General features: G+C 71.8%; 25 protein-coding genes. 11 read left to right on the top strand and 14 right to left on the bottom strand.

The features are described from left to right. Positions 1 to 91 precede the first annotated feature (91 nt). Together AB0D01_RS25240 and AB0D01_RS25235 are read right to left on the bottom strand one after the other, a co-directional pair. Entirely contained in the window at positions 92 to 1171 is a 1080-nt protein-coding gene (locus tag AB0D01_RS25240) for a hypothetical protein (RefSeq protein ID WP_363058946.1), read from the bottom strand. 180 nt (positions 1172 to 1351) lie between these two features. Then, a complete protein-coding gene (locus tag AB0D01_RS25235; protein WP_363058944.1) occupies positions 1352 to 2380 on the bottom strand; it encodes an SDR family oxidoreductase in 1029 nt (342 codons plus the stop codon). Between the two features lie 131 nt (positions 2381 to 2511). On the opposite strand from AB0D01_RS25235, the gene AB0D01_RS25230 reads away from it, so the two are divergent. After that, positions 2512 to 3717 (top strand): histidine kinase, encoded by a 1206-nt coding sequence (locus AB0D01_RS25230; RefSeq protein WP_363058942.1) that lies wholly within the window; start codon positions 2512 to 2514, stop codon positions 3715 to 3717. Beyond that, on the top strand, positions 3714 to 4367 hold the full coding sequence (locus AB0D01_RS25225) for a response regulator transcription factor (RefSeq protein WP_363058940.1): 654 nt from the start codon (positions 3714 to 3716) through the stop codon (positions 4365 to 4367). The genes AB0D01_RS25230 and AB0D01_RS25225 overlap by 4 nt, the downstream gene beginning before the upstream one ends. A 53-nt stretch (positions 4368 to 4420) precedes the next feature. Here the strand turns inward: AB0D01_RS25225 and AB0D01_RS25220 are convergent, their stop codons facing one another. Continuing rightward, complete coding sequence (locus tag AB0D01_RS25220) at positions 4421 to 4867, bottom strand: DUF1772 domain-containing protein (protein ID WP_363058938.1); 447 nt, start codon at positions 4865 to 4867, stop codon at positions 4421 to 4423. Positions 4868 to 4964: 97 nt separating this feature from the next. On the opposite strand from AB0D01_RS25220, the gene AB0D01_RS25215 reads away from it, so the two are divergent. Then, on the top strand, positions 4965 to 5543 hold the full coding sequence (locus tag AB0D01_RS25215; protein ID WP_363058936.1) for a TetR/AcrR family transcriptional regulator: 579 nt from the start codon (positions 4965 to 4967) through the stop codon (positions 5541 to 5543). A 55-nt stretch (positions 5544 to 5598) separates the two neighbouring features. Further along, positions 5599 to 6246 carry a hypothetical protein gene (locus AB0D01_RS25210; protein WP_363058934.1) on the top strand — a complete coding sequence of 216 codons (648 nt, stop codon included), beginning with the start codon at positions 5599 to 5601 and terminating at the stop codon, positions 6244 to 6246. Here AB0D01_RS25210 and AB0D01_RS25205 read toward each other — a convergent pair. From AB0D01_RS25205 to AB0D01_RS25195, 3 genes are all read right to left on the bottom strand, one after another. Continuing rightward, complete coding sequence (locus AB0D01_RS25205) at positions 6229 to 7287, bottom strand: cytochrome d ubiquinol oxidase subunit II (protein ID WP_363058932.1); 1059 nt, start codon at positions 7285 to 7287, stop codon at positions 6229 to 6231. The genes AB0D01_RS25210 and AB0D01_RS25205 overlap by 18 nt on opposite strands. Next, complete coding sequence (locus tag AB0D01_RS25200; protein WP_363058930.1) at positions 7284 to 8786, bottom strand: cytochrome ubiquinol oxidase subunit I; 1503 nt, start codon at positions 8784 to 8786, stop codon at positions 7284 to 7286. The genes AB0D01_RS25205 and AB0D01_RS25200 overlap by 4 nt, the downstream gene beginning before the upstream one ends. Before the next feature lie 248 nt (positions 8787 to 9034). Next, positions 9035 to 10669, bottom strand: coding sequence for an MFS transporter (locus AB0D01_RS25195; RefSeq protein WP_363058928.1), 1635 nt, complete (start codon positions 10667 to 10669; stop codon positions 9035 to 9037). A 376-nt stretch (positions 10670 to 11045) separates the two neighbouring features. On the opposite strand from AB0D01_RS25195, the gene AB0D01_RS25190 reads away from it, so the two are divergent. Next, a complete protein-coding gene (locus AB0D01_RS25190) occupies positions 11046 to 11399 on the top strand; it encodes a DUF1304 domain-containing protein (RefSeq protein WP_363058926.1) in 354 nt (117 codons plus the stop codon). Continuing rightward, entirely contained in the window at positions 11396 to 11974 is a 579-nt protein-coding gene (locus tag AB0D01_RS25185; RefSeq protein WP_363058924.1) for a TetR/AcrR family transcriptional regulator, read from the top strand. Before AB0D01_RS25190 ends, AB0D01_RS25185 begins: the two co-directional genes overlap by 4 nt. A 30-nt stretch (positions 11975 to 12004) precedes the next feature. Here the strand turns inward: AB0D01_RS25185 and AB0D01_RS25180 are convergent, their stop codons facing one another. Beyond that, entirely contained in the window at positions 12005 to 12826 is an 822-nt protein-coding gene (locus AB0D01_RS25180) for a leucine-rich repeat domain-containing protein (protein ID WP_363058922.1), read from the bottom strand. Positions 12827 to 12983: 157 nt separating this feature from the next. On the opposite strand from AB0D01_RS25180, the gene AB0D01_RS25175 reads away from it, so the two are divergent. Continuing rightward, positions 12984 to 13625, top strand: coding sequence for a histidine phosphatase family protein (locus tag AB0D01_RS25175; protein ID WP_363058920.1), 642 nt, complete (start codon positions 12984 to 12986; stop codon positions 13623 to 13625). A 27-nt stretch (positions 13626 to 13652) separates the two neighbouring features. Here AB0D01_RS25175 and AB0D01_RS25170 read toward each other — a convergent pair whose 3' ends face one another. Further along, on the bottom strand, positions 13653 to 14321 hold the full coding sequence (locus tag AB0D01_RS25170) for a uridine kinase (RefSeq protein WP_363058918.1): 669 nt from the start codon (positions 14319 to 14321) through the stop codon (positions 13653 to 13655). Positions 14322 to 14527: 206 nt separating this feature from the next. Here AB0D01_RS25170 and AB0D01_RS25165 point away from each other — a divergent pair, with 206 nt between their 5' ends. After that, positions 14528 to 15385, top strand: a complete 858-nt coding sequence (locus tag AB0D01_RS25165; RefSeq protein ID WP_363058916.1) for an NAD(P)H-binding protein — start codon at positions 14528 to 14530, stop codon at positions 15383 to 15385. Between the two features lie 30 nt (positions 15386 to 15415). On the opposite strand, the gene AB0D01_RS25160 is transcribed toward AB0D01_RS25165, so the two are convergent. Continuing rightward, a complete protein-coding gene (locus AB0D01_RS25160; protein ID WP_363058914.1) occupies positions 15416 to 15889 on the bottom strand; it encodes a nuclear transport factor 2 family protein in 474 nt (157 codons plus the stop codon). 78 nt (positions 15890 to 15967) lie between these two features. Here AB0D01_RS25160 and AB0D01_RS25155 point away from each other — a divergent pair, with 78 nt between their 5' ends. Next, on the top strand, positions 15968 to 16429 hold the full coding sequence (locus AB0D01_RS25155) for a hypothetical protein (RefSeq protein WP_363058912.1): 462 nt from the start codon (positions 15968 to 15970) through the stop codon (positions 16427 to 16429). A gap of 32 nt (positions 16430 to 16461) precedes the next feature. Here AB0D01_RS25155 and AB0D01_RS25150 read toward each other — a convergent pair whose 3' ends face one another. The 5 genes from AB0D01_RS25150 to AB0D01_RS25130 all read right to left on the bottom strand — a co-directional run bounded on the left by AB0D01_RS25150 (position 16462) and on the right by AB0D01_RS25130 (position 22458). Then, positions 16462 to 17070 carry a hypothetical protein gene (locus AB0D01_RS25150; protein ID WP_363058910.1) on the bottom strand — a complete coding sequence of 203 codons (609 nt, stop codon included), beginning with the start codon at positions 17068 to 17070 and terminating at the stop codon, positions 16462 to 16464. 48 nt (positions 17071 to 17118) lie between these two features. Then, positions 17119 to 17853, bottom strand: coding sequence for a hypothetical protein (locus AB0D01_RS25145; RefSeq protein ID WP_363058908.1), 735 nt, complete (start codon positions 17851 to 17853; stop codon positions 17119 to 17121). A gap of 220 nt (positions 17854 to 18073) precedes the next feature. Beyond that, positions 18074 to 18424: a hypothetical protein gene (locus AB0D01_RS25140; protein ID WP_363058906.1), complete on the bottom strand. Its 351-nt coding sequence runs from the start codon at positions 18422 to 18424 to the stop codon at positions 18074 to 18076. Positions 18425 to 18456: 32 nt separating this feature from the next. Beyond that, complete coding sequence (locus AB0D01_RS25135; RefSeq protein ID WP_363058904.1) at positions 18457 to 21966, bottom strand: ALF repeat-containing protein; 3510 nt, start codon at positions 21964 to 21966, stop codon at positions 18457 to 18459. A gap of 231 nt (positions 21967 to 22197) precedes the next feature. Further along, positions 22198 to 22458, bottom strand: coding sequence for a hypothetical protein (locus AB0D01_RS25130; protein WP_363058902.1), 261 nt, complete (start codon positions 22456 to 22458; stop codon positions 22198 to 22200). Between AB0D01_RS25130 and AB0D01_RS25125 the strand changes: the two genes are divergently transcribed. Together AB0D01_RS25125 and AB0D01_RS25120 are read left to right on the top strand one after the other, a co-directional pair. Further along, on the top strand, positions 22445 to 22960 hold the full coding sequence (locus AB0D01_RS25125; RefSeq protein ID WP_363058901.1) for a hypothetical protein: 516 nt from the start codon (positions 22445 to 22447) through the stop codon (positions 22958 to 22960). The genes AB0D01_RS25130 and AB0D01_RS25125 overlap by 14 nt on opposite strands. 51 nt (positions 22961 to 23011) lie before the next feature. Beyond that, positions 23012 to 24649: a S1 family peptidase gene (locus AB0D01_RS25120; RefSeq protein WP_363058900.1), complete on the top strand. Its 1638-nt coding sequence runs from the start codon at positions 23012 to 23014 to the stop codon at positions 24647 to 24649. Positions 24650 to 24712: the final 63 nt, after the last annotated feature.

The following is a 24712-nucleotide window of genomic DNA, read 5'->3' as shown; positions in this document are numbered from 1 at the left end:
TGCACAACCTCGCCCTCGCCGGATAGGCCTACGGGCGGTACAGCAGCCCACTATCCCCGAGGCAACTCAAAGATCATTTACGGGACAACCCTTAGCCGTCGAAGCGCGTCCAGGTGACCGGGACGTCGGCCAGGGGGGTCAGGGCGCTGCGGTGGGTGGCGCCGGCCCAGGCGTCGTAGCGGTCGCCGTGGAGGGCGGCGTCGACGTGCAGGACCAGGCCGGGGGCCACGTGGAAGCGGGTGGCGGAGCCGGGCTGGAAGGGGCGCAGGGGCACCGGGCGCAGGTTCCGGGTCAGGTGCTCGACCTCGGCCCGGGTCAGTCCGCGGGCCAGGGCCAGGTGGGCGGCGCCCATGGAGGCCTCGTAGAGCGCGAACTGGAGCAGGAACCCGCTGAGCGGTTCCCGTTCCGCGATCGGCGGCTCGTCGTGGCAGCGGAACCAGACGGTCGGATCGACGTCGGGGGCCAGGTCGGGGGCGTCGAGGGTCCACAGGAGGGACCAGAAGAAGCCGCCCTGGTTCTCGACGCCGAAGACGATCATCTCCCCGAGGGGGTCGGTGCGCGGGTCCGACCCGGGCAGGATCCTGTTCTGGGCGCCGAGGGCCGCCGGCCGTTGCCGCGCGAGCCGGTGCAGGTGTCTCAGGGCGGGTGGCAGAGGGGGCGTGGGGTGGGCGGCGTCGTGGTCCGATTCGGTGCCGGCGGGGTACCAGGTGGTGACGAACTCCTCCAGTGCCGCCGCGCGGTCGCCGTTCACCTCCTCCAGCCACCCCAGGCCGGGAAGGTCCACCGGCGGGCCGGGCGGGCGCACCCGGTCGAGGAGGTCCCTGCTCAGGGGTGTGTCGAGGAGCAGTTCGCAGTCGGTCAGCACACCGTCTGACATGGCGCACTGGCTCATGAACGCGGTGCCCAGGTAGAGCACCTCCGCGCCCGTGCGGACGGCGATGTGGAGGGGCGATTCCATCAGGCGATCGGTCACCGACGCGGGCGCGGGGCCGAACAGGCGGAACTCCTCCGCGTTCCACACCCCGCTCCGGCCCGGGACGTCCGCCGCTTCCGCGATGATCAGTGTCCCGGAGGGGCCCAGGACCACGTCGGCGCCGCCCACCGCGAACCGTTCGGCCTCGGCGGACTCGCCGACCAGGGCTCCCATCCGTTCCGCGTCGAACACCGTCACGCCCCCATTGTCCTCGTGGCGTCGCCGCCCCGGTCGTCGGGGTGGTGCGTGCCCTACGCCTCCGCCGACCGGTCGGGGTCCCGGCGGCGTAGGGCCGGCAGGATCAGCAGGGCGAGGCCCAGGACGAGTCGGGTGCGCAGGGCGGGTACCTCTGCGGCTCGGTGGTGGTGGTGTCGTGGTTCAGGTGGTGCTCGGCTGGATCATCTTGCGGCCCGCAGTGCTTCCGCCGTCCACCGTGACGGACGTGCCCGTCATGTAGGGAAAGTCGTCGGAGGCGAGCCCGAGCACGGCGCGCGCGATCTCCTCGGCGTCGGCCATCCGTTCGAGGCCGTCGACGTTGAGCGGTCCCCACGCCTGCTTGTACCGCGTCCAGTCCGCGTCCGGGATGCCGGGCGGGCGGACGAAGGGGGTGTCGGTGGTGCCGGGCAGCAGGGCGTTGATCCGGATCCCCTGGGGACCGTAGGCGAGCGCCGCGGATTTCACCAGGCCCTGCACCGCGCGCTTGCTCGCGGTGTACGCGGCGCTGTTCGGCCGGGCCTGTTCGGCCGCCGACGACGAGGTGCAGATGATGACGCCGCGCCGTTCACCGAGCATGTGCGGGATCTCGTACTTGATCGAGAGGAACACGCCCCGGGCGTTGGTGGCCTGGACGTCGTCCCATTCCTCGACGCTCATCTCGTGGGGCGGCTTTCCGGCGCCGATCCCGGCGTTGTTGAAGGCCACGTCGATGCCGCCGTAGCGGCTCGCGACCCGGTCCACGAAGGCGCGCACCTGGGCCTCCACGCGTACGTCGGCCTGGAAGTAGACGGCTTCGCCGCCCGCGTCCCGGATCTCCCGTTCCACCTGGCGCCCCAACTCGGCGCGTCGGCCGCAGAATCCGACGTGGGCCCCCTCGCGGGCGAACGCCTTCGCGGTCGCCCGGCCGATGCCGGACGTGCCGCCCGTGACCAGTACGGACCTGCCCTGGAAGCGGCCGCCCTGCCGGCGGGACTCCGACGGGGCCTCGGCGGCCCGGGCGGCGCCGGCGAAGGCCGCGCTCCCCAGGCCGAGGGCGGCCGCACCGCCGAGGAGGGAGCGCCGTCCCACGGCGGCGGATCCCGCCGTCCTGCCCGTACCCGTACCCGTACCCGTGCCCCTGCTCGTGCCCCTGCTCGCGCCGGCACTCGTCTTCGTGTTCGCGTTCGTCATCGTGTTCGCCTCGGTGTTCATGACGATCATCCTCGGCGCCCGAACCGGGCCGCCGGTTCCCTCCACCGGCCCGACCACGCGGCCGGTGGGAGGAGCCGTCCTCCTCCCACGGCAGGACCCCTGACGCACGGACGCCCGCCTATCGTGGGGCCATGAACCGACCGTGGATCGAGCTCGCGTTCGACAAGAGATTCGCCGGCTTACGGATCCTGGCGCTCGCGGGCGTACTCGTCGGCTACTTCCTGCTGTTGCGGCATCCGTCCGGGGCGCTCGACTGGGGCGTCGCGGCGGGCGGTCTCGTGCTGTGCCTCGTCGCGGGGAGGTGGGTGTTCGCCTCGCTCCTGGCGCAGTCGGCGCTGCTCGTGGCCGCGCACGCGCTGGGCGCGGGCACCGCCTCGTCGTTGAAGGTGTTGGCCGCCGTCACCCTCTTCGAGCTGGCGGTGCAGCGTTCCGGACGCCTCCTCGCCACCGGGGCGACGGCACTGGCCCTCACCGTCGCCGTGCACCGCTTCGACGAGCTGCCCGGCGGTCTGCTGCCCGTGCTCTACAAGATGGCCATGCTCGCCGGCGCGCCGCTGCTCCTGGGCTCCTACGTACGGGTCACCCGTGACGCCGCGGCGCAGGCGCGCGCGTACGCGCGGCAACAGGAGCTGCGGGCCGAGCAACGGCTCCTGGCCGCCCGTACGGCGGAACGCACCGCCATCGCCCGGGAGTTGCACGACCTCGTCGCGCACCACGTCTCCTCCATGGTGTTGCGCGTCGGCGTCGCCCGGCACGTCCTCGCCGCGACCGGCACCCCCGATCCCCGGATCACCGAAGTCCTGGACGACCTGCACTCCAGCGCCGGCGCGGCGTTGGCCGATCTGCGGCGCCTGGTCACCGTGTTGAGGGACCCCGACCGGAGCGGACCGCGCAGCGACGACTCCCTGGTCACGCCCGGGGCGCTGCCGGCGGCGTTGGAGTCGGTGGTCTCGCGCGTCCGTCAGGCCGGTCTGAGGGTGACCCCGTCCGTGGATCCGCGGGTCGCGGGGCTCGACGCGGTGCACGGGCTGGCCGTGCTGCGTCTGGCGCAGGAGGGTCTGGCCAACGCGGCGCGGCACGGGGGGCCGGGCGCGCACGCCGAGCTGACGGTGCGGGTGGCCGAGGACGCCGTGCACGTGACGATCCAGGACGACGGGGCCGGCCGGGCCGGCGGGAACCCGACGCGAACGGGCGGTCCGGCCGGACACGGCTTGATCGGCATGCGCGAACGGGTGGACCTGCTCGGCGGCCGACTGGACGCGGGCCCCGCCGCCGAGGGCTGGCGACTGCGAGCCGAACTTCCCGTACCCGCGATCCACAGGGAGCCCCGCCCGTGATCCGCGTCCTCGTCGTCGACGACCAGCACCTCGTGCGCATGGGCTTGCGCATGCTCTTCGAGCAGGCCCCGGACATCGAGATCGGGGGCGAGGCGGACAACGGGGCGGAGGCGGTTCGGCTGGCCGAACGTCTCGCGCCGGACGTCGTCCTCATGGACCTGAGGATGCCGGGCACGGACGGCATCACGGCCACGCGCCGCATCCTGGCCGCGCGGCCCGCCTCCCGGGTCGTCGCCCTCACCACGTTCGACGACGACGACCATCTGTATCCGGCCCTCGCGGCGGGTGCCTGCGGGTTCCTCGTCAAGGACACCCCGCCGGCCGAGCTCCTGGAGGCCGTACGTCGGGCCGCCGGCGGCGGGACCCCGTTCAGCCGGGACGTCCTCGACCGGCTCGTCGCCCAGGCCCTGCGTTCGCGTTCCTCCCCGGAGGTCGCCGGGGAGCCCGCGGTCGCGGGGATCACGCCGCGCGAGCGGGAGGTCCTCGGGCTCCTGGGCGTGGGCCTGTCCAACAAGGAGATCGCCGACCGGCTGCATCTGGGGGTCACCACGGTGAAGACGCACGTGGCCAACCTGATGGCGAAGACGGGTCGGGACAACCGCATCCGGCTGGCCGTCCTCGCCGTCCTCACGGGCGTCACGGCGGACTGACCCGACGGCGTGGCGGGCGGGCGGCGTGGCGGGCCGGCCCGCCGCCCGCCCGGTCAGACGAGGGCGGCGGCGAGCAGGGCGAAGGCGCCGACGATGACGGCGACGCGGACGTGGTGGTAGCGGTCCCAGCGCTTCATCTGCTGCTTCCAGTCGGCGGGCCGGTTCTCCGGGGTCCACGTCTTGCCCCGGTTGTTGATCGGGACGAGCAGGAGCAGCGACATGACGACGCTGAGGACCAGGAGGGCTCCGGCGGTGACGACGAGGCCGGCGCCGGGGTCGGCCCAGCCGGTGACGGCCCATATCGCGACGAGGACGAGCGAGCCGATGTACCAGACCGGCATCACGGCGCCGAGCATCCGGCCGCCGTGGGCGCGGCCGAGTTGACCGCTGTCCTCGGGCAGGGCGTCGAGGATCCGGTTGATGACGAAGGCGACGGAGAACTCCACCCCCACCATGACGCCGACGACCACGATGGTGAACACCTGAAGTGCGTTGTGCATGGCGGACCCTCCCGCATCTGGAATCTAGCGGCGCTAGCTCTTGATGCAACGCTAGACCTATCGACGCCCGATTGTCTAGCAGTGCTAGGATCGAATCATGTCGGTACAGGAACGCAAGCAGCGCGAACGGGCGGAGCGCGAGCGCCTCATCGTGGCCACGGCCCGTGAACTCGCCGAGCGGCAGGGCTGGGACGCGGTCACCACCCGCCGGCTCGCCGAGCGGATCGAATACAGCCAGCCCGTCCTCTACAGCCATTTCCGCGGCAAGCGCGAGATCATCGGCGCCGTCGCCCTGGAGGGGGCCGCCGAGCTGGCCGCGGCGCTGCGGGCCGCGACCTCCGCCTCGGACGACCCCCGCACCCGGGTCGCCGACCTCGCCCGCGCCTACCTCGACTTCGCCACCCGCAACCCGGCGGTCTACGACGCCATGTTCGAGCTCGACGGCGGCCTGGCCTTCGCGGAGGAGGACACCCCGGCGCCGCTGAAGGACGCGTTCGCGGCCCTGCTGGAGACCCTCGACGCCGTCGCCGGGGACGGCGTCCACCCGGGGCTGTTCACCGAGGTGTTCTGGGCGGCCCTGCACGGGCTGGCCACCCTCACCCGCGCGGGACGGCTGCCGGCGCGGGACGCCGAGACGCGGGTGGGGCTGCTGGTGGACCGGCTCGCCGTGACCTGACGCACCGGATGACGGGACCACAACCCCCAGAGCCCCTCCGAAGGAGAGAGCGCACGTGCCCCTGGCCAAGGCGACACCCGAAGGCCTCACGGACAGGGCCGCGTCCTTCGTCCGCGTGCACGGTCACTGGACCGAGTGCGTCGACCTGGAGCCGTACCGCGCCGAATGGGCGCGAGACGGGGTCCCCGACGCGGAGATCGACCGCGTGGTCGCCTACCAGGCGACCTGGGGCGGACTCGCCCTCCCGCCCTCCCCCTCCTACGACGGAGGCCCGCGCGCGCTGAGCGCGGACCGGCCGTACGAATACCACCCGGGTTGGCGGTTCTGGGCCGGGGACCAACGCACCTCACTGCCCTACTCGTTCATGATCGGACCCGACGGGGAGTTCGGCCTCCAGGGCACCGCCTGGGCGCCGCTGCACGCCGGCATCGAGGGATGGATCGAAGCGCTGGCACTGGCCCACCACGCCCGCCGGTGGGCGCGCGCCACCACCACCCTGACGGGCGAGGAGGTCGACACGCTCGACCTCGACGGATTCGAGCCCGTCCCCGAGGTCGCCGGCCTCACCGACACCTGGTGGCGCCGCGCCGACTCCCTCGTCGCCCTCTACCTCGGCGAGGCCGCGGCCGTGAACGCCCCCGGATGGCGCACCGCCACGATCTACACCGGCCTCGACCCATGGGGGTCAGGCGACGGGGGGTGAGCCCGGGTCTCGGTTCACGGCCGTCCGGCGCAGGTCGTCGTCGGCGAGGGGTTGCAGGGCGCCGCTGGTGTCCAGGCGGTAGAGCAGGACCAGCGGCGGGCCGACCAGCACGATCGCGATGACCGTGACCAGGAGCAGCCAGCGCAGTGTCGTCGGCGCGCCGGCCGCCTGGTCCACGGTGAGCGAGGTGGGGATCAGGTAGGGGCGTTGGGCCAGGCCCCAGGCGACCACGACGAGGGCGACGCTGCCGACGGCGGTGATCCTCGCCCAGCCCGTGGCCGTGCGGTACAGCAGCCCGGCGGTGGCCACCGCGCAGGCGGCGGCGGCCAGGACGAAGGCGAGGCCGACGCCGCCGGTGAGGCCGTCGTGGACGTGGCGCGCGTCGTCGCGCGTGACGACGAGGCCGATCACGGTCAGGACGGCGATGGCCCCGAGGCTGCACCAGGCCCGCAGCCGGAAGTAGTGGACGAGGTCGGGGGCGTCGAAGCGGCGGGCGTCGGCGGTGAGGAACACCGCGCCCAGGAAGGCGGTCGCGGCGACGGTGAGCAGTCCGACGAGTACGGAGGTCCCGTTCGACCACGCGTCCGCGGAGGCCTCGGCGCCGGGGGTGACCCGGCCGGTGGCCAGTCCGCCGACCACGGCCCCGAGGAAGAAGGGCACGAGGAGGGAGGACGCGGCGAAGGTGGTGCCGTAGATCCTGCGCCGCACGAGGCCGGTCATCGGTTTGCGGAGGGCGAAGCCCGCGCCGCGCAGGACGAGCCCCACGGCCGCGAGGGCCAGGGGCAGCCACATGGCGGTGAAGACCGTCTGGAACAGGATCGGGAAGCCGGTCCACATGAACACGAGGACGAAGATGAGCCAGACGTTGTTCGTCTCCCAGACGGGCTCCATGGCGTGGTCGATCAGCCACCGGGGCCGTTTGCCGCGTGCGGTCCCGCCGGCGAAGAGGTCCCAGAACCCGGCGCCGTAGTCGGTGCCGCCCGCGCACGCGTAGGCCGCCACGGCGGCCAGCAGCACCCAGGCCACGACGTCCTGGATCATCGCTCTCCTCCGTCGCCGCGAGCGGAGCCGTGATCCGGTGCCCGATCCGCTCCGCCGTCCCGTGCCCGATCCGCGACGGCGATCGCCCGCCGGGGGCCGTACGGGGCGTCGGTTTCCGGGGTGCCGGCGGTCTCGGCCGCGCCCTGTCGCTCGTCGGCGGCCCGCCAGCGGGTGCGCATCTTGAGCAGGACGCCCAGGAAGGTGCCGAAGATCAGGACGTAGACGACGATGACGACGGCGAGCATCGTCCAGAGCGGGCCGGCCGCGGTGTCCGTGACGGCTTCGGAGACCCGCATGTTCTCGTAGACGATCCAGGGTTGGCGCGCCACTTCGGTGGTGATCCAGCCGCATTCCACCGCCAGCAGGCAGGCCGCCCCGGCGACGGCGGCGCACCGGAAGAACCACGGTGAACGCGGCAGGTCGCGGCGCCGCAGCCAGCACCAGCCGTACCAGAGGGCGAGCAGGACGAGCAGGCTCCCGATCGTCACCATGATGTCGAACGCCCAGTGGGCGATCGTGGCCTGCGTCGCCGTCGGGCGGTCGCTCGCGGGGACCGACGACAGCCCCCTCACCTCGGTGTTCGGGCTGAAGCCGGCGAGGATCGAGTCCAGTTGGGGGATCCTGATGCCGCCGGTGACCGTTCCGTCGGCGTGCAGGCGTCCGAACATGATCTCGGGGACGTGGGTTCCGGACTTCCAGACCATCTCGGTGGCGGCGAACTTCACCGGCTGCTCGTGGAAGACCGAGCGGGCGATGGAGTCCCCGAGCACGAACTGCACGGGGGTGAGGATCGCGGCGACGGTGAAGGGGACGGTGAAGCCGAGCCGGTGGTAGTGGTCGCGCCGGCCGCGCAGCCAGCCGACCGCGTACACCCCGGCGACGACGTAGCCCGCGGTGAGGACGACGCCCGCCACGAAGTGCCAGTACTCGGGGCCGAACATCGGCGTGAAGATGGCCCTGCGGATGTCGATGTCCACGGGGTTGCCGGCCGCGTCGAGCGAGAAGCCGCGCGGGGTGTTCATCCAGGAGTTCGCGGCGATGATGCCGAACGCCCCCAACAGGGCCGTCAGCGGCAGGGGCAGGGCCAGCCAGAAGTGCGTCCACGGCGCCAGGCGTCGCCAGCCGTAGAGGTAGATGGCGATGAGGATCGCCTCCAGGAAGAACGCCCACGCCTCGACCCCGAAGCCGATGCCGAAGACGTCGCCCCACCGGCCCATCAGGCCCGGCCACAGCAGACCGAACTCGAAGGAAAGTACGGTCCCGGTGACGATGCCGATGGCGAACTGCACGGCCATGACCGCCGACCAGCGGCGGGCGAGCAGGAGGGCGACGGCGTCGCCCTTGCGCAGCCCGCGGTAGTGCATCAGGAGGGTGATGGCGGGCAGGGCCACGCCGAAGGGGACGAGCAGGATGTGGGAGGCCAGGGTGAAGGCCATGAGCTGGCGGGCCGGCAGCAGTTGCGGAGGGGTGTCCGCCAGGATCGCGATCGCGCTGTTCATGTGCTGGTGAGCCTCGGCGGTTCGTGGCGGACGGCTTTCGTGGCGGACGGGCTTCTCGGCGGACGGCGGGAGCTCTGTGGCATCGGCCGTCGGTGGTGTCGTTCACGACAGCACCGCCGCCCCGTCGCGGCCGGGTGGCGCGACCGCCACTGACCCGATGGAGTGCCCCGGCGAACCGAACGGCTCAACGTCGACGGTGGCCGGGAGGGGGCCGGCGGTCGGGAGGGGGCCGGACGGCGCCTCCGCCCTCAGGCCCCCGGTCCCTTCGGCCTCCCCGCCGGGGAGGGGGCGGGGGCGGGGGCGGCGTCCTCGGCGTGGTAGCGCAGCAGGAGTTCCCGCTCGGCGTCGCGGTGCGGGTACCTGAAGAGGATCAGCAGCGCGCCCAGGCCGATGGCGGCCAGGCCGACGGCGTACGCCCAGTCGTCGCCGTGGAGGAACGACCGGCGGGCCGCCTCGACGATCTGGTCGGCGTACGGGGGGTGCTGTCGGGCGACCTCGGCGGCGGATGCGAACGACTTCGTCAGCTCGCTCTGGACCTGCTCCGACACCTTCCGGCTCTCGGGGGAGTCGGCGATCGCGTCGCTGAAGGCCGAGGCGTAGCCGGCGGTGAGCAGGACGCCCATGACGGACTGCATGATGGCCCCGCCGAGGTCCCGTTGCAGGTCGGCGGTGCCCGAGGCCATGCCGGCCCGGCGTACGGGCACCGATCCGGTGAGCGAGTGGGAGGCGGGAGTCCCGGCGAAGCCGGCGCCGATGCCGATGAAGACGTAGGCGAGGCCGATCTGCCAGTAGCCGCTGTCCTCGCCCCAGAACACCAGCATCCAGGCGAAGGCGAGGAAGAGGAACGTGTAGCCGATCAGCAGGGTCGCGCGGGCGCCGCGCGTCTCGACCAGCTTCGCGGAGCGCGGTGCCACGAGCACCATCATCACGACGAGGGGGAGGATGGCGGCGCCGGCTTCGACGGGGTTGTACTCCAGCACGTTCTGTAGGTACTGCTGGCTGATGAACGCCGACCCCATCAGGGAGCCGTAGACGATGATCCCCGCGCACGCGGCGACCCAGAAGGTGCGCCGGCCGGCGATGCGGAGGTCGTACAGGGGGTTGGCGGCCCGGCGCTGGCGCAGGAAGAACGCCACCGCGGCCACGACGGCGACCACGGCGAGGCCGATGACCAGGCTCCCCTGACCGGGGACGGCGGCGAAGTTGATCGCCAGCACCAGTCCCGCGATCAGGAGGACGGACAGGACCCCGCCGAGGTTGTCCACCGGTTCGACCGACTCGTTGGCGTGCGCGGGCACGAACATCAGGGCCATGACCAGCGCGACGAGGGCGAGGGGCAGGGTGACGAGGAACACCGAGCCCCAGTAGAAGCGTTCGAGCAGGGCGCCCGCGATCACCGGGCCGAGCATGGAGATGCCGCCGCCCAGGGCCGACCACAGCGCGATCGCCTTGGTCCGCCCCGGCCCCGCCCACAGGGCGGTGATCAGCGCCAGGGTGGTCGGGTACGCCATGCCGGCGGAGAGGCCGCCGAGGATCCGGGCCATCACCAGGACGCCGTCGCTCGGCGCGTACGCGGCGAGCAGGCAGGCGGGGACGGACAGGGCGATGCCGAGGAGCAGCAGGAGCTTGCGCCCGTGGCGGTCGCCGATCGCGCCCAGGTAGAGCACGGACGCGGCCAGGCCGAGGGAGTAACCGACGGCGACCAGGTTCAGGGAGGTCTGGGAGGAGTCGAAGGCCTCCCCGATCGCGGGCAGCGCCACGTTGGCCACGGACAGGTTCAGGTTGGCCACCGCGGCGACGATGATCAGGGACGCCAGGACGAGCGACGGCCGGGCCGGGGCCTCGTTCGGGACGTCGATGCGGGGCGTGCCGCTGGTCGCCATGGAACCTCCGGGGCGGGATGTGGGCCTGGCGGGAGTCTTGACTGGTCCACCGTGCCCCATTTCGTACCGTTCGGGCCGGCCGACCCACCGTCATCGGCGGGTACTCGATGCCCCTGCGCGGCGGGGGCGGGCGGCGTAGCGTGGCGAGGCATGAGCGAGGTCGCGCACGCCAAGGGTCCGAAGGTTCCGCCGAGTTTCCCTCCGAAGACGCCGCCGCCGCAGAAGCGGCCCGTGGAGGCGCCGCGCCCCAGGCCGTCGACGTAGCGCTCGGCCGTTCGCGCGCCCGGCTCCGGTTCGGGCCCGCGCGGGCCCGCTCTTCGAGATCCTGTACAGTTGTCCAGGAAATATACGGAGAGCTGGACCCCCGGAGGCGGCCATGCACACGACGGCGCAGATACTCATCGGCCTCGTGGCCGCGCTGCACGCGTACTTCCTGGTGCTGGAGATGTTCCTGTGGCAGCGGCCCCCGGGGCGACGCCTGTCGGGGTTCGACGCGGAGACCGCCCGCGTCACCGCGACGCTCGCGGCCAACCAGGGCCTCTACAACGGCTTCCTGGCCGCCGGACTGGTCTGGGCGCTGGTGATCGACTCGCTCGCCACCCAGATCTTCTTCCTGGCCTGCGTGATCATCGCCGGCGTGTACGGGGCCGCGACCGCCAACCGCCGCATCCTGTTCGTCCAGGCCCTGCCGGCGGCGCTCGCCCTCGCCGCCGCACTGGCGGCCGCGTGAGCCCGGGCCAGGAGCGGGCCCCGGACCCCCGCACGGCACGGACCCGGCAGCGGCTGCGCGAGAGCCTGCTCGCCGAGTGCGCCACGGCCGCGCTCGCGGAGGTCAGCGTCTCCGCGGTGGTGCGGAGGGCGGGGGTCGGCCGCGCCACCTTCTACCTGCATTACGAGGACCTCACCGCGCTGGCGGTGGACGCCTGCGCGGACGTGGTGCGCGCGGCGGTCGACGCCCTGCACGCCTGGCAGACCGGCCCGGGCGCACGCCCACCGGGGCAACCTCCCGCCGCCCTGGCCGGATTCCTGGCGCAGGCGGCGGCGCGCGCGCCGCTGTACGGCGTACTGCTGCTGCCCGGCGGCCTTGGGCCCCTGGGCGAACGCCTCCACCACGAGCTCCGCGAGCGCGCCCGCGCCGAACGCGAGGCCGCCGGCGCCCCGCACCCCGAACTGGTCGCCTCGGCGGTGGCCGCCGCCTTCACCGGGGTCCTCGCGGACTGGCTGCACGGCACCGTCCCGATGGGCCCCGACGCACTCGCCGAACAGCTGTGGCTGCTGCTGATGGGGCTGCACCGGGCGGTGTGACGACCAAGCCTGCCGGGCGCCGGCGAGGCGTCAGCCGGCGGAGGGCCGGGCGGTGTCCGGCCGGCCGCCGGTGTGCGGCCCGCCGGTGTGCGGCGTACGGGCGTAGCCGTCGGCCGGCGTGGGCAGCGCCTCGACGCAGGCCGTCGAGCAGGCGTTGACCAGCAGGGGCAGCACGTCGGCGCCCGACGTCCTGAGGGAGATCCAGACCCGGTGGAGGTCCGCCCCCTGGAGCGGCCGGTCGCAGACGCTGCACGTACGGATCGCCGTGGCACCCCACACCTCGGGGTCGAGGTCTTCGGGGTCGACCCCTCGGAGGCCGGCCGCCGTCCCGTCCGACAGCGACGGGAACGGGGGCCGCCGCTTGGGGTTGCCGTAGAGGGCACGGGTGCTGACCGTGCTGCGGCTCAGGTCGAGGCACCGGGTGAGCTCGTACGGGAACCAGTGCAGGCGGTAGGAGGTGTAGGGGGTGAACTCCTCCAGGCTCTTCATCGCGCCGATCTCCGGCGGGACGCGCACCAGGTTGCTGCCGTAGAGCACGAGGTGTCGCACCGAGGTCAGCTTCGCGATGGTCGGCGGGAGGGTGACGACCTGCCGCCGCTCCTGCGCGGTGAGTTCCACCAGCGGCTTGAAGACCTCCCGCCCGTCGGCCGCCGCCTCCTCGACCAGCTCCAGGAGGCGGATCCATCCGGGCGCGGTGGTGTCCTGACGTTCCGGATGGAAGCGGGTCGGCGCCTGCGCCCCGGAGCCGTGCTGGATGCACCGGCAGTGATCCCGCGGCGACTCCACGCCGCCGGGCCCGACGGCATCGGCCCAACGGTTCGAGAAAACCTGCGGATTCGATTCGTTACCCATCGGTACACCCTAGACGTGGCAGAGACGGGACATCAGACGACATCGAGCCCGCGCAGCGCGAAAATCGCTTGCCGGTTCGAAGCACTCGTTCCATGGTTGCGGTCGGCCACCAGGCCGGGCCAGGACGCCACCCACACACGGAAGGCACGCACCCCCGATGCGCACGCTTCACGTCGTCACCCATCCCGAGGCGACGCACCACGTCGAGGGGGTCGTCGGCGGCTGGCACGACTCACGCCTGACGTCCGTCGGCGTACGTGCGGCGGCCTCCATCGCGCGTGCCCTACGAGCCCGGATCCCGGACGGCACCGAGGTGGAGCTGTACTCCTCGGACCTGCGGCGCACCCGGGAGACGGCGGGTCCGGTGGCCGAGGTGTTCGGCGTCGAGCCGGTGCTGGACCGCAGACTGCGGGAGAAGTCCTACGGCGAAGCGGAAGGGATGCCGCAGGAGTGGCTCGACCGGCGCTTCGTCCCGCCCCCGGCCGTCGGGGAGCGCATGGACCACGACGAGGGCGTGCGGGGCGCCGAGACCAAGGAGGTGTGGGCGCGACGCGTCTACGCGGCCATGGACGAGATCCTGCGCAGCCCCTGCGAGCACCAGATCATCGTCACGCACGGCGGCTCCCTGACCTGCGTCGTGGCGTCCTGGATCAGGATGCCGATCCAGTCGGCCGGCTACGCCGCCTTCCGGGCACCGTCCGGCAGCATCACCACGCTCCGCGAGGACGACTTCTTCCACAACCGCCAGGTCGTCACCCTCGGCGACACCCGCCACCTCTCCCCCGGCACGTCCGCCTGACCCCTCCGCCCCGCGCTCGACCTCGACTCACGGCCGGGTGGGGGTGACGAGCGTGTAGCGGGGGGTTCCGTCCGGGGCGGGCGACAGGGTGTGGCTGTCGAGGAGGGTGTCGGCGTGCCGGTGGGGCAGGTGGGCCGCGAGGTAGGCGTCCTCCGCGGGCATCCACTCGTCTTCCCAGGTGGTGCGAGCCTCCTCTCCGTCGCGTGCCAGGCCCCGGTTCAGACGCACGTCGCGGGGAGCCTGGCAGTGGATGGTGTGGGTGTAGGCGTGGCGGAGATCGGCGTGGAGCGCGTGGACGCCCTCGACGATCAGAGGGGTGAGGGGCGCCAGTTCGGTCCAGTCACCGAGGCGGTCGTTGTCCCAGTCGTAGCGTTGGTAGCGCATCGGCAGGCCGGCGACGGCGGGGCGCAGGACCTGCTGGTCGAGGCGGGCGAGGTCGAAGTTGGCGGCGACGGAGACGGCGTCTGCGGCGGAACGGGTGTCGGAGCGGGCGGGGCGATCGCCGGCAGGGAGGTAGAAGTCGTCGATGTGGACGATCACCGGATCCGGCAGGTGTGCGGCGAGCAGAGCGGCCAGCGTGCTCTTCCCCGTACCGCCCGGGCCGTCGATGCCCACGAGCACCGGTCGGTCGCGCTCGGCGGCTCCTGTCTCGATGGTCTTGGCCAACGCCGCGATGTCACAGGGGGTTTCGGGCATGAATCTCGCTCCTCGTCACGCGGTGCACGATGCCGCGGGATCGCGGGATCGCGGCGGATCCGTGATCGAAGACGGCCGCACGCTGCCCGCCGGACCCGGACTTTCATGATCAGTCCGGACGGCTTCGGCCGTCAACGCTTGACCTCAAGTTTGGTTGACGTACGAAGGTCGTGTCATCGAACGGCGAGCGAGACGAGGAGAGTGTGATGGCGCAGCCCGAGATCCTGGTGACCGGTGCGACCGGCAAGGTCGGCGGTGCGGTGGTGGCGCGACTGCACGCGAGCGGGCTGCCCGTGCGGGCGCTCGTACGGGGCGAGGCGAACCTCCCCGAGGGCGTGCGGGCGGTACGCGGCGACCTCGCCGATCCCGCGTCCCTGACCGAGGCCCTGGACGGGGTCGACACGGTGTTCCTGGTGTGGCCGTTCCTGAGCCCCGAAGGCGCGGCGGAGGTGATCGACGCCATCGGGAAGAGGGCCCGGCGGGTGGTGTACCTGTCATCCGCCGGGGTCGGGAAGGGGAAGGAGACGGGGGCGCCCGGCGAGGCGATCACCCTGTTCCACACCGAGTTGGAGCGGCTGATCGAGGCGTCGGGCCTGGAGTGGACGGCGCTGCGGCCCACCGGGTTCGCGAGCAACACGCTGGGCTGGGCGGACGACGTCCGCGCCTCCGGTGTCGTACGGGCGCCGCTGGCGGGGCTGGCCCGCCCGCTGATCCACGAGGCGGACATCGCCGCGGTCGCGGTGCGGGCGCTGACGACCGACGCCCTGCTCGGCGCCCGCCCCCTGCTCACCGGCCCCGAAGCGGTCACCCAGGAACGTCAGGTGGCCCTGATCGGCGAGGCGATCGGGCGACCGCTGCGCTTCGAGGAGCTCACGCTGGAGGAGGCCGTCAAGGAGATGAGGGCGGCGGGCTACCCGGCCGAGCTGGTGGAGGCCGTGCTGCCGGCCCAGGCGTCGATGCTCGACGATCCGGAGCCGGTGAACGACGAGGTCGAGCGCATCACGGGCACCGCGGCCCGGCCCTTCCGGCAGTGGGCGGTGGACCACGCCGCGGACTTCCGCTGATCCGGACGGCCCGAAGCCCCGTCGGCGGCCTCAGGGACGGCCGGGCGGGTCGAGGCGTTCGGTGGGACCGCCGAAGGCGAGGTGGAGCGTCCGTACGGAGAGCAGCCAGGTGCCGTCCACCTTGCGGAACGTGTCTTCGTAGTGCCCCACCTGTGCCGGGGGCCGGGGCGGGACGAGGCCTTCGACGTAGCCGTCGACACGGTGGGTCGTGAAGTAGGTGGTGGCGGAGGCGGTGTCCACGGCGCTCACGTCGACCAGGACGTTGGCGCATATCCGGCGTGACAGTCGATCCGCCGGCCGGTCGCCGAAGTAGGTGCGCAGGGCGTCGCGGCCCGCGATGCGACGGTCACCGGCGGGCCATCGCCAGATCCCGTCCGGCGTGAAGAGCTCGGCGACCGAGCCGGGGTCCCCGAGGTCGAGCCGGTGGACGAACTCGACGACCAGGCGCTCGCAGGCCCGCTCGGCGAGCAGACGTTCCATCGGGTCAAGCGTTGCCGTATTCATGATCAGTTCATACCAGGCGTGCGGCGAGGGCACTGACGTATTCCCGGCGCTGCCCCGTCGCCGTGCGAGGCTGTGGGCATGGCTTCTTCGACAGTCCGCGGACTTCCCCTGCCCGTCCCGCTGATGTCCCTCATCGACCGCGGCCTGTGGCGACACCCCGGCGACGCGGCCATGGCGCAGGTCGTCCCGTGGTTCGAGGACCCCCTCGCCTTCGTGCGGGACCCGGAGCAGATGACGTTCGCGTCCCGGTCGATGGACCTGATCGCCGACGATCCGCATCCGCACTCCGCGTACTTCCGCCAGGCGCGCGGAAGCGCGAGCGCCGTCCCGCTCGAACTGCCCTGGCTGGACGTCGAACAGGCCGTCCTGATCGCCTGCACCCGCAACCCCGGCGACGACGGCGCCCTGGCGCTCGACTACCGCACCGATCCCGCCGATCCGCGCGTCGTCGGCAGTGACTACTGGACGGATCCCCAAATGTGCCGGTGGCGGATCGTGGCGCCCACCTTCTCGGACTTCGTCGCGCGCCTGGGCCTGTAGGGCACAGGGCACTCGCCGTCCCGTCAGTCGCGTCAGTCTCGGCGGGAGAGCGGAGTACGCAGTTCCGCGCGCAGCCGCTCGGACGTGGCCAGGGGCAGCCCGAAGCGGGCGTGGCGCAGTTCCTTCGCCCGTGCGGCGATGAGGTCGAGGTCGCGCAGCTGCCGCTTCAGCTCGTCGATCAGGGCGCTGTCGGTGTCGAGGGGGTCTCCGTCCTCGAGCCCGACGCCGGCGATGTGTTCGAGGTGCCGGTCGTCGATGGCCCGGCGGCCGGCCCAGACCGCGAAGTCGGCGCATCCGAAGACGTAGGCGCGCGCGGCGTGGAGGGTCGCGGCGGCGGCGGGCTCGTAGGCGTCCTCGGGTCCCACCAGGCGGTCGACGTGGCAGTACGCGCTGAGCATGAACTCCGCCAGGCCACGGTTGACGGCGACGTACGCCTCTGGATCGCCGAGGACGCCCTCCCACACCGCGTGCAGGAGCGGTCGCAGGCCCAGTGTGAAGGCCGCCCGTTCGTCCTCGGGCAGGGCTTCGTGCCAGCCCATCAGCCGCTCGGCGACGCCCGCGGCGAAGACGCCGCGTTCGCCGGGCGACGCCGCCTCCAGGCGCGCGTCCAGCCGCGCCGTCAGGTCCTTCCACGTGTCCATGCGAGCCCCTCCCCGGGCGACGGTACTCGAAGCGCTCCCCCGGTCCGCCTACCCGGTGGAGGAGCTACGCAGCTTCTCCGTCGCCCGCGCCGTGACGGCTTCCACCAGGGCGGTGTCGTCACCGGCGGTCCCGGCGAAGGTGACGGTCAAGGTGGCCGTCCCGACGCGGATGACGACCTCGTCGAAGCGCTTGCCGGCCAGGTGCATCCGGATCCCGTGGGAATCGTCGCCGCGCGGCGGAGTGCCCCACGCCGCGTACTCCACCGTCCACGACTCGACCGTCGCCCCGGAACACCGCTGCTGGAGCTGCCGTACCTGCTCGACCTGCCGCTGCGCGCCCTCGACGTCGGCGTACGCCTGAACGACGACGCCGACCGTCGATTGCCCCGTGGCCTGCCTCATGGTCCGGCTGACCGTTGCCGTGGACCGCGGAGCACGCAAGGAGGCGGCGACCACCTCGTCGCAGGCGGTGTCCCCGTCCACGCCGTGAATGCCCTGGTCGCCGTCCTCGACGTCCGGCGACAGGTCCTCGCTCGTCGTCGTCCAGGTCCCGGCCAGGTCCGACGGGCCGATCAACGCCGAGGTCGTTTGACCATCCGTCAGCGGGCGGGGCGCCGGCGGAGCGGACGAGGCCCGCGGGCGGGCGTCGGCGGAAGCGGCGGCCCCGCCGCTCGGCGGAGCGCCCCGGTCCTGCGCGTCCGGTCCGCAGCCCGTGACGCAGAACGCGAGCAAGGGCAGCAACCCCGCGACCGTGGTGACCGCCCGCCGACTACGCCCCCGCATGACCCGACCCCTCTCACCTGACATGTAACAGACACTCAGGACACTACTCCGCCTGTCCGCCACCCCAAGCGGTCGGCCCGTTCCCGCTCGATGATCCACGGCGTTGAGGGCGATCCCGGCGCCGGCGCCGTGGTGGCGGGTGGTCGGCAGGGTGTCCACGTGGGGGGAATGCGAACGGCAGTGGCCCGGACGCAGGACGTCCGGGCCACTGGTTACTGCGCTATCCGTGAAGCGTCAGGAGCTGGAGCGCGGCGCGCGCCGCGTCCACGACGGTCTCCCACAGCGGGTCGGTGATGATCCGCTGATCGGCCGCGTTGTCGCCCGCGGAACTCAGGACGGCATCGATTCGTTCCGCCAACCGGCCCATTGCTTCCGCTTCGTCTGCCGATGCGAGCGTGTATCCGATGGTCTCGTGCGGACGATCGAGCACTGCGGCGTCGTCAAGAATGTTCACGTTCATCGTGAAATCCTCGAAGTATCCCGCGCTGGGGTACTCGTGCTCGATCCACACGCGCTTTTGGTGTTCGGGGTCCGAGAGCGCGCGGACGGCCCCGACCACTTCTGCCCGCATGTCAGGCAGACTCACATTTTCGGGGTTTCGATTCACGGGTGGTTCCAGGACTTCCACTTGCTCCACTCTTCGAGCGGAATGTGAGCCATCTTGGCGTTTTCCTTGATGGACCCGTCGATGGGTTGGCCATCCCTGCCGATGACCTTACCACCAGAGTTGATCACAACATGATCCACCTGCTGGTATATCTGCGGGTTGCTTGCCTCGCCCTTGTCGATGCGTACTCCGTTGCCCTTCCCGTCGTTCCATCGAACCCCTACGCCCTTGCGGTTCTTGGCCTCGTACTTCTTCAGGGAGTCGGGCACCTTGTCGCGGGCGGACTTGCTGAGCCATTCCTCCGCACGGCCCGTCGGCGTGCTTTCCGCCTCGCGGAGTGCGGTACCGAGACCGTTGTTGAACCGTCCGACACCATCCGCCGCGGTATAGGCGCCACCGACGATGAGGCCGGTCGAGACGGCGATGGCCGGAGCCCCCGCCAGGCAACCGACACCCGTCAGGCACACGGCGCCGCCGGCGATGTCACCGCCGGCACCGCCGACCATCATCACGACGCCGAGCGCTGATTCACCGGCACCGATCCACATCTCCGAGTTGGTGAGGATCGCTTCGCCGTAGTTGGCCACGGTGCTGGCACCGTCCTTCAACCAGTCCGGCACCCACCCCCACATGTCCCCGCCGTCGCCGTTGACGAGCTCGTCGGGACCGTAGTCCGCATCCCACGCGTCGAGGACCTGCCGACGCTGCGCTTCCTCCTCCTGCTGCTTGACGATGGCGATCGCAAGGGCCTCGATCTTGACCTTTTCCGCCTGGTCCGCGTCCTTGCCCGCCGCGTCGGCCGAGTCCCGTGCCTGATGGGCAGAGCTCCATGCCGCGTTCGCCGAGGCACGCGCCGAGTTCGCGGACCGCTGTGCGTCTGCCGCGGAATTGACCGCTCGCACCGCCGCGCGCTGGGCTTCGCTCTCGGCCTGTCGAGCGGTTCGGGCCGATGCCGCAGCGGCGGCGGCAGAGGATTCGGCTTCGTTCGCGGACTTCGCCGCCTGCTTGGCATGGGTGTCGGCTTCCGTTGCCGAGTTCCGTGCCTGCTGGGCGTACTGGCCCGCTTCGGCCTCCGCCGCACGCGCCGTGGCCGCGGCCGCGGCCGCTTCGGCAGCACTCCCCTGGGCGGTCGCCGCGATGCGCGCGGCTTCCGAGATCAGCTGCGAAATCTGTGCGACATGGGTGGCTGCCAGCTGGTCCTTCTGCTGGGCCTTGTACTGCTCGGTCTGAACAAAGGCGTGCAGAAGGTCGGCCGGGCCTTCGAGGGCGATTCGGGCGGCCGCCTTGACTTCCGGGCCACCGGCGCTGATCAGCTGAGTGGCTCGGACGCGTTCGTCCTCGTAGCGGGAAAGGTACTGACCGGTGTTGAGGAACTCCCTGTAGGTCTCGACCTTTCCGGAGTTCAGTGCCGCTCGGCCCGCGTCCTTCGTGATGGGGCCGCCGGTCGAGATCAGCTGGGTGATGTAGAGCCGGAGGTCCTCACCCATGACCTGGTACTGGCCGGTCTGCCAGAACTCGCCGATCTTCGATGCGCCGCCCTTGAGCGCTTCCACCGCTCCTGCCCGTACCTTCGCGGAGCCGGAACCGGCGGCAAGGTCCTCGACGCGGGCACGGTCGTCCTGTTCCTGGGCCTGCCGACGGCCCGTGCGCAGATACTCGACGACGTCCTTGTCGGGGCTCGCGAGGGCCACCTCGGCGGCCGTGCGGCTCCACGGTCCGCCGAACTTCAGCGTCTGAAACGCGACGTTGCGACCCTTGGCCGCGAGCGGCCCCGTCGCGGCACCGGGCTTCGCGGCCTCGGTTGCCAGTGCCTGGGCCTCGGTTTCGACCGTCTTGCCCTGCTGGGTGACGGCCAGCTGGTTCTTCGCCCTCTGGTCCGCCTGGGCCTTGAGGTCCTGCGCCCGAGCGATGCCCGCGTTGGTGCGGGCCGTGAGTTCCTCGGCTTCGATCTTGCGGGCGATCTGATCGACGCCCTTCGCCTTGCCGACGGCTGCGGTGGCCTGGTCCGCCGCTTCCTTGGCCGCCTTCGCGTGAGCGGTGGACTTCGCGGCCGCCGTGGCGGCTTCACCCGCGTGATCGGCCGCTTCGTCGGCCGCCGTGGCGGCGTTCTCCGCATGCGTGGCGGCGGAATTGGCCGCGTCACGCGACTCGCGAGCCGCAGCGGCCGCTTCCCGGGCGTAGCCTTCGGCCGCCCGGGCGGCACGACTGGCTTCCTTCGCGTGGCGCTTGGCGGCGGCCGCTGCCGCCGCCGCCTCATCGGAGTGGGCACCGGCCCGGTCGGCGAGGTCACTGGCCCGGACCGCCGAGTCGGCGGCGCTGTCCGCGTGGTCACCGGCGCTGATCGCGGCCTTGGCCGCGTCTCCCGCGGCAGAGGCGGCGAGGCCGGCCTGGTCGGCGGCGCCTGCGGCCTCACGGGCTCCCTTGGCCGCGTCGCGGGCGTTCTCGGCCGCCTCGCGCGCGGTCTTCGCCGCGCCGGCGTCGGTGGCGGCATGGCCGGCAGCGGTTCGGGCATCGGCCGCGGCGCGGGCCGCTCCTGCGGCCGCTGCCGCCGCCTGGTTGGCGGCATTCGCCGCGATGCGAGCGGAGTTGGTGGCGGCTCGGGCGGCACCGATGGCCTGCTGGGCGGCGGTCGCGGCGTGACCTGCCGCTGTGGCCGCGCGGCGGGCGGCCAGCGACGCCTTGCGGGAGTCCCCGGCAGCTGCCTCGGTCTCGGTCGCGGCCCTCTCCGCCGCCTTCTTGGCCTCTTCGGCAGCCTTCACGGCGATCGCGGATGTGGCCTTGGCGGACTCGGTCTCCGCGGTTGCCTGACGTCCCGCTTCCTTCGCCTGGGCCGCCAGTTGCGCGACAGTGGCGTACTCCTGGTCGCGGGCGCGGGCAACATACTGGCCCACCTGCAGGAATTCCCGGACGTCAGCCGGACTCCCACCGAGAGCGATCCGGCCGGCCTTGCGCACATTGGGGCCACCCGTGCTGACGATCTGGGTGAGCTGGACCCGCTCGTCCACCTCCACCCTGTCGTACTGCCCCCGGTCGAGGAAGGCCTTGAGGTCCTCGCTCGTTCCGTTGAGAGCGGCTCGGCCGGCTTCCTTGACCTCGTTGCCGCCCGTGCTGACTATCTGCGTGACGCGGACACGGTGGTCCTGCTCCAGGGGCGCCTTCCAGCCGTCCTTGAGGAAGGCCCTCAGCTCGGCGTCGGAACCGTCCAGCACACGGCGGACCGCGTCCTGCAGGTTGCGACCGCCCAGGCTCGCGACCTGAGTGACGGCGAGCCGGTCGTCTTGCAGGGTCGTGGGAGCCGCCACGACCTGCAGGAAGTGCTTGACGTCATCATCACTGCCGGTCAGGGCGACTTCGGCGTAAGCCTTGATCCCGGGGCCGCCGGCCTTCCACAGCTCCAGTACCCGGCCCCGGTCGGTGGCCGGAATGGCACCTGAGCCCGCCCCGCCGGTACCGGGCTCGGTGGCCTGTGCGGGAGCCGCGCCGAGAAGGCCCACCACCATGGTCATCGGCAGCAGGCTCAGGCCCAACGCGCGAAACGCACGTGGTGCCCTCCCCGTCCGCCGGTTCGGTAGTTCTCTTCCTATCAAGACCACTCATCTCATCACCCGGCACCTTCAGTTGCCGGTTGCCGTATGTCGGCCCCGAGAGAGTAGCCACGTCACACAGGTCAGTTCAACCAGAGTTGATTCCACATCAACTTCCCTATCGAGTTTCAAACTTTGCCTCAACCGCGACCATCAGGCGGAGAACCTGCAGGTCAGAGCACCTTCCGGAATTTTAGATTCCTGATTATCCGGGTTTCCTGCCCCGGAAAATCCATCCCAACAAATGTCTGATTCATGATCATCTAGCATGAAATCGTATGCTTTTTTCCAAGTTGACGAACCAACAGATCGGCTGGATAACTTGCGCCGAGCATTTGCGCCGCAGATAACAGCCACGCGGAGCTGTCCGAAGCTCCGCCCTCCGCCTGAAAGGGCTTCAATGACCTCGCGCATACGCAATATCCTCATCGGCGGAGCGACCTGCGCGGTGGCCGTCCTCGGCCTTCCCGCCCTCGCGTCCGCCACCGTCGCCACCGATGCGGCGGCTTCTGACGAGGCTCCGCCCTTCGCGGTCGAGGACTTCGCCTACCCGAACGCGGCGAAGATCCTCAGCGAGAAGGGCATCAAGCTCATCAGGGGCGACGGCCGCCTCCTGCTCGCCGACTGCAACCCGGCCGCACCGCAGATCAAGGTGCGGACCGTCTCCGACGCGGCCACCGGCCGGGCCGGGGTCTACTGCTTCGCGGCTTCCGGCAAGACCGGACACCTCACCTTGGAGCTGCCGCGCGTCACGTCGTTGGAGACCGCGGACCACCCCATCAGTGCCGACCTGACCGCCGGTGAGGCGAAGACCACCGTCGAGGTGCCCGAGGACGACTTCAAGCCCGTCGGAGAGGGCGACCTCCCCTCCGGTGCGAAGCGCTCCGTGCTGGTCGAGCTGCGCGTGACCGGCTGACCGCACGCACCTCACCACAACGCCGACCCACGTCCGTAAGGAAGTTCCCCCATGTCTGCACTCCATCCGCACGCCGCGCGGGTGGCCGGTCTGCTCGCCGTGACGACGACCGTCACCGCCGGCCTCTTCTCGGCAGGCGTCGCCCGGGCCGTGACGGGCCCGGAAGCCGTCGACGGCCGACACGCCTACACCGCGCGGTTGACCATCGGTGACGCGGCGACCAGCCGTGGCTGCTCCGGCACGCTCATCGACTCGTACTGGCTCGCCACCGCCGCATCCTGCTTCGCCGGCGCCTCCGGTGAGCAGGTCCCCGCCGGCAAGCCCGCGCAGAAGACCGTCGCCACGCTGAGCGACGGAGCGTCGGTGGAGGTCACCGAACTCGCCCCGCGCACCGACCGTGACCTGGTCCTGGCGCGCCTCGCGACCCCTGCCAAGGGCATCGCCGCCGTCAAGCGTGCGACGGTCGCCCCTGCGGTCGGCAGTGAGTTGACCGCCGTCGGGTACGGGCGTACGAAGACCGAGTGGGTGCCGGGCAAGGCCCACACCGGCGCGTTCACCACGAACAGCAGCGACGCCACCACCCTCGCCATCACCGGCAAGGGAACCGACGCCATCTGCAAGGGCGACACCGGAGGCCCCCTCCTGAACGCCGCGGGCGAACTCGTCGCGATCAACAGCCGCTCCTGGCAGGGCGGCTGCCTGGAGGCCCCGGCCGCGGAGACGCGTACCGGCGCCGTCTCGGTGCGCACCGACGACCTCGGCGACTGGATCGAGCAGGTCCGCACGCTGTCGGTCGGCTGGAAAACCGAGACGCTCGTCCAGGCCGGTAACACGGTTTACCAGGGCATTCGCCTGCCGGGCGGCGACTGGACGAAGTTCGTGGACGTCCAGTCCAAGGCGAGTGACATCGGCGGCATCCGTACCTCGGCCTCAGCGGGCATCAACGGCGACACCCACGTCCTCGCGATCAGCAACGACGCGCGGCTGTTCCACACCATCCGCAAGGCGGACGGCAGCTGGGTCGGCTTCGGCAACGTGGGCGAGGCGGCCGGGGTCCTCGGCAACCTGACCCAGGTCTCCGCCGTCTCCATCGGCCACGACCTCCACGTCGTCGCCGTCGCCGACGGCAAGGTCTTCCACTCCGTACGCAGCCAGGCCGGCCACTGGACCAAGTTCACCGACGTCGCCACCGTCGCGAGCCCCCTCGGCAAGGTCACGGCCGCCGCCACGGCGAGCGCCGGCGGTCAGCTGCAGATCACCGCCATCAGCGGTGGCAAGGCGTACCACACCCTCCGCACCACCGCCGGGCACTGGACCGGCTTCGGCGACGTCTCGCAGGCCGCCGGTGCTCCTTCCGCCATCACCTCGGTCAGCATGGCCGGAGTCGGCGAGGACGCCCACATCGTGCTGGCCACGGACAACGGCACCCGCCAGTACCACGCCATCCGCGAGGGCAAGGGCACCTGGTCCGCGTTCGGTGACCTGAAGGACGTCCTCGGCACCGTCACGGCCACGTCCGTCGCTGCGGCCTCCGTCGACGGAGAGCTCCAGCTCGTGGTCACGACGGCCGACAACAAGGTGCTGCACACCATTCGCCGCGTCGATCGCACGTGGAACACCACCGGCGCGATCACGCTCCAGGGCGTCACCGGGAACCCCGGCCCCGTCAGCATCGCCGGCACCCTCTGACACCCCTCGCCGTGCCCGGTGTCCGTCGCGCCTCAGCGCCGCGGACACCGGGCACCGTCGTGG

The sequence above is a fragment of the Streptomyces sp. NPDC048606 genome (assembly GCF_040650855.1).
Classification (GTDB): domain Bacteria; phylum Actinomycetota; class Actinomycetes; order Streptomycetales; family Streptomycetaceae; genus Streptomyces.
Note: the sequence above shows the minus strand (reverse complement) of the source record. Positions and strands in the feature narration are given on the sequence as shown.

Coding starts and splice junctions, on each gene's coding strand:
- AB0D01_RS25155 (WP_363058912.1), top strand. CDS start 15,968: ATGGCTTCTTCGACAGTCCGCGGACTTCCCCTGCCCGTCCCGCTGATG.
- AB0D01_RS25130 (WP_363058902.1), bottom strand. CDS start 22,458: ATGCGCGAGGTCATTGAAGCCCTTTCAGGCGGAGGGCGGAGCTTCGGA.
- AB0D01_RS25150 (WP_363058910.1), bottom strand. CDS start 17,070: ATGGACACGTGGAAGGACCTGACGGCGCGGCTGGACGCGCGCCTGGAG.
- AB0D01_RS25120 (WP_363058900.1), top strand. CDS start 23,012: ATGTCTGCACTCCATCCGCACGCCGCGCGGGTGGCCGGTCTGCTCGCC.
- AB0D01_RS25160 (WP_363058914.1), bottom strand. CDS start 15,889: ATGAATACGGCAACGCTTGACCCGATGGAACGTCTGCTCGCCGAGCGG.
- AB0D01_RS25190 (WP_363058926.1), top strand. CDS start 11,046: ATGCACACGACGGCGCAGATACTCATCGGCCTCGTGGCCGCGCTGCAC.
- AB0D01_RS25145 (WP_363058908.1), bottom strand. CDS start 17,853: ATGCGGGGGCGTAGTCGGCGGGCGGTCACCACGGTCGCGGGGTTGCTG.
- AB0D01_RS25215 (WP_363058936.1), top strand. CDS start 4,965: ATGTCGGTACAGGAACGCAAGCAGCGCGAACGGGCGGAGCGCGAGCGC.
- AB0D01_RS25175 (WP_363058920.1), top strand. CDS start 12,984: ATGCGCACGCTTCACGTCGTCACCCATCCCGAGGCGACGCACCACGTC.
- AB0D01_RS25165 (WP_363058916.1), top strand. CDS start 14,528: ATGGCGCAGCCCGAGATCCTGGTGACCGGTGCGACCGGCAAGGTCGGC.
- AB0D01_RS25220 (WP_363058938.1), bottom strand. CDS start 4,867: ATGCACAACGCACTTCAGGTGTTCACCATCGTGGTCGTCGGCGTCATG.
- AB0D01_RS25140 (WP_363058906.1), bottom strand. CDS start 18,424: ATGCGGGCAGAAGTGGTCGGGGCCGTCCGCGCGCTCTCGGACCCCGAA.
- AB0D01_RS25235 (WP_363058944.1), bottom strand. CDS start 2,380: ATGAACACCGAGGCGAACACGATGACGAACGCGAACACGAAGACGAGT.
- AB0D01_RS25125 (WP_363058901.1), top strand. CDS start 22,445: ATGACCTCGCGCATACGCAATATCCTCATCGGCGGAGCGACCTGCGCG.
- AB0D01_RS25180 (WP_363058922.1), bottom strand. CDS start 12,826: ATGGGTAACGAATCGAATCCGCAGGTTTTCTCGAACCGTTGGGCCGAT.
- AB0D01_RS25135 (WP_363058904.1), bottom strand. CDS start 21,966: ATGACCATGGTGGTGGGCCTTCTCGGCGCGGCTCCCGCACAGGCCACC.
- AB0D01_RS25205 (WP_363058932.1), bottom strand. CDS start 7,287: ATGATCCAGGACGTCGTGGCCTGGGTGCTGCTGGCCGCCGTGGCGGCC.
- AB0D01_RS25200 (WP_363058930.1), bottom strand. CDS start 8,786: ATGAACAGCGCGATCGCGATCCTGGCGGACACCCCTCCGCAACTGCTG.
- AB0D01_RS25230 (WP_363058942.1), top strand. CDS start 2,512: ATGAACCGACCGTGGATCGAGCTCGCGTTCGACAAGAGATTCGCCGGC.
- AB0D01_RS25195 (WP_363058928.1), bottom strand. CDS start 10,669: ATGGCGACCAGCGGCACGCCCCGCATCGACGTCCCGAACGAGGCCCCG.
- AB0D01_RS25170 (WP_363058918.1), bottom strand. CDS start 14,321: ATGCCCGAAACCCCCTGTGACATCGCGGCGTTGGCCAAGACCATCGAG.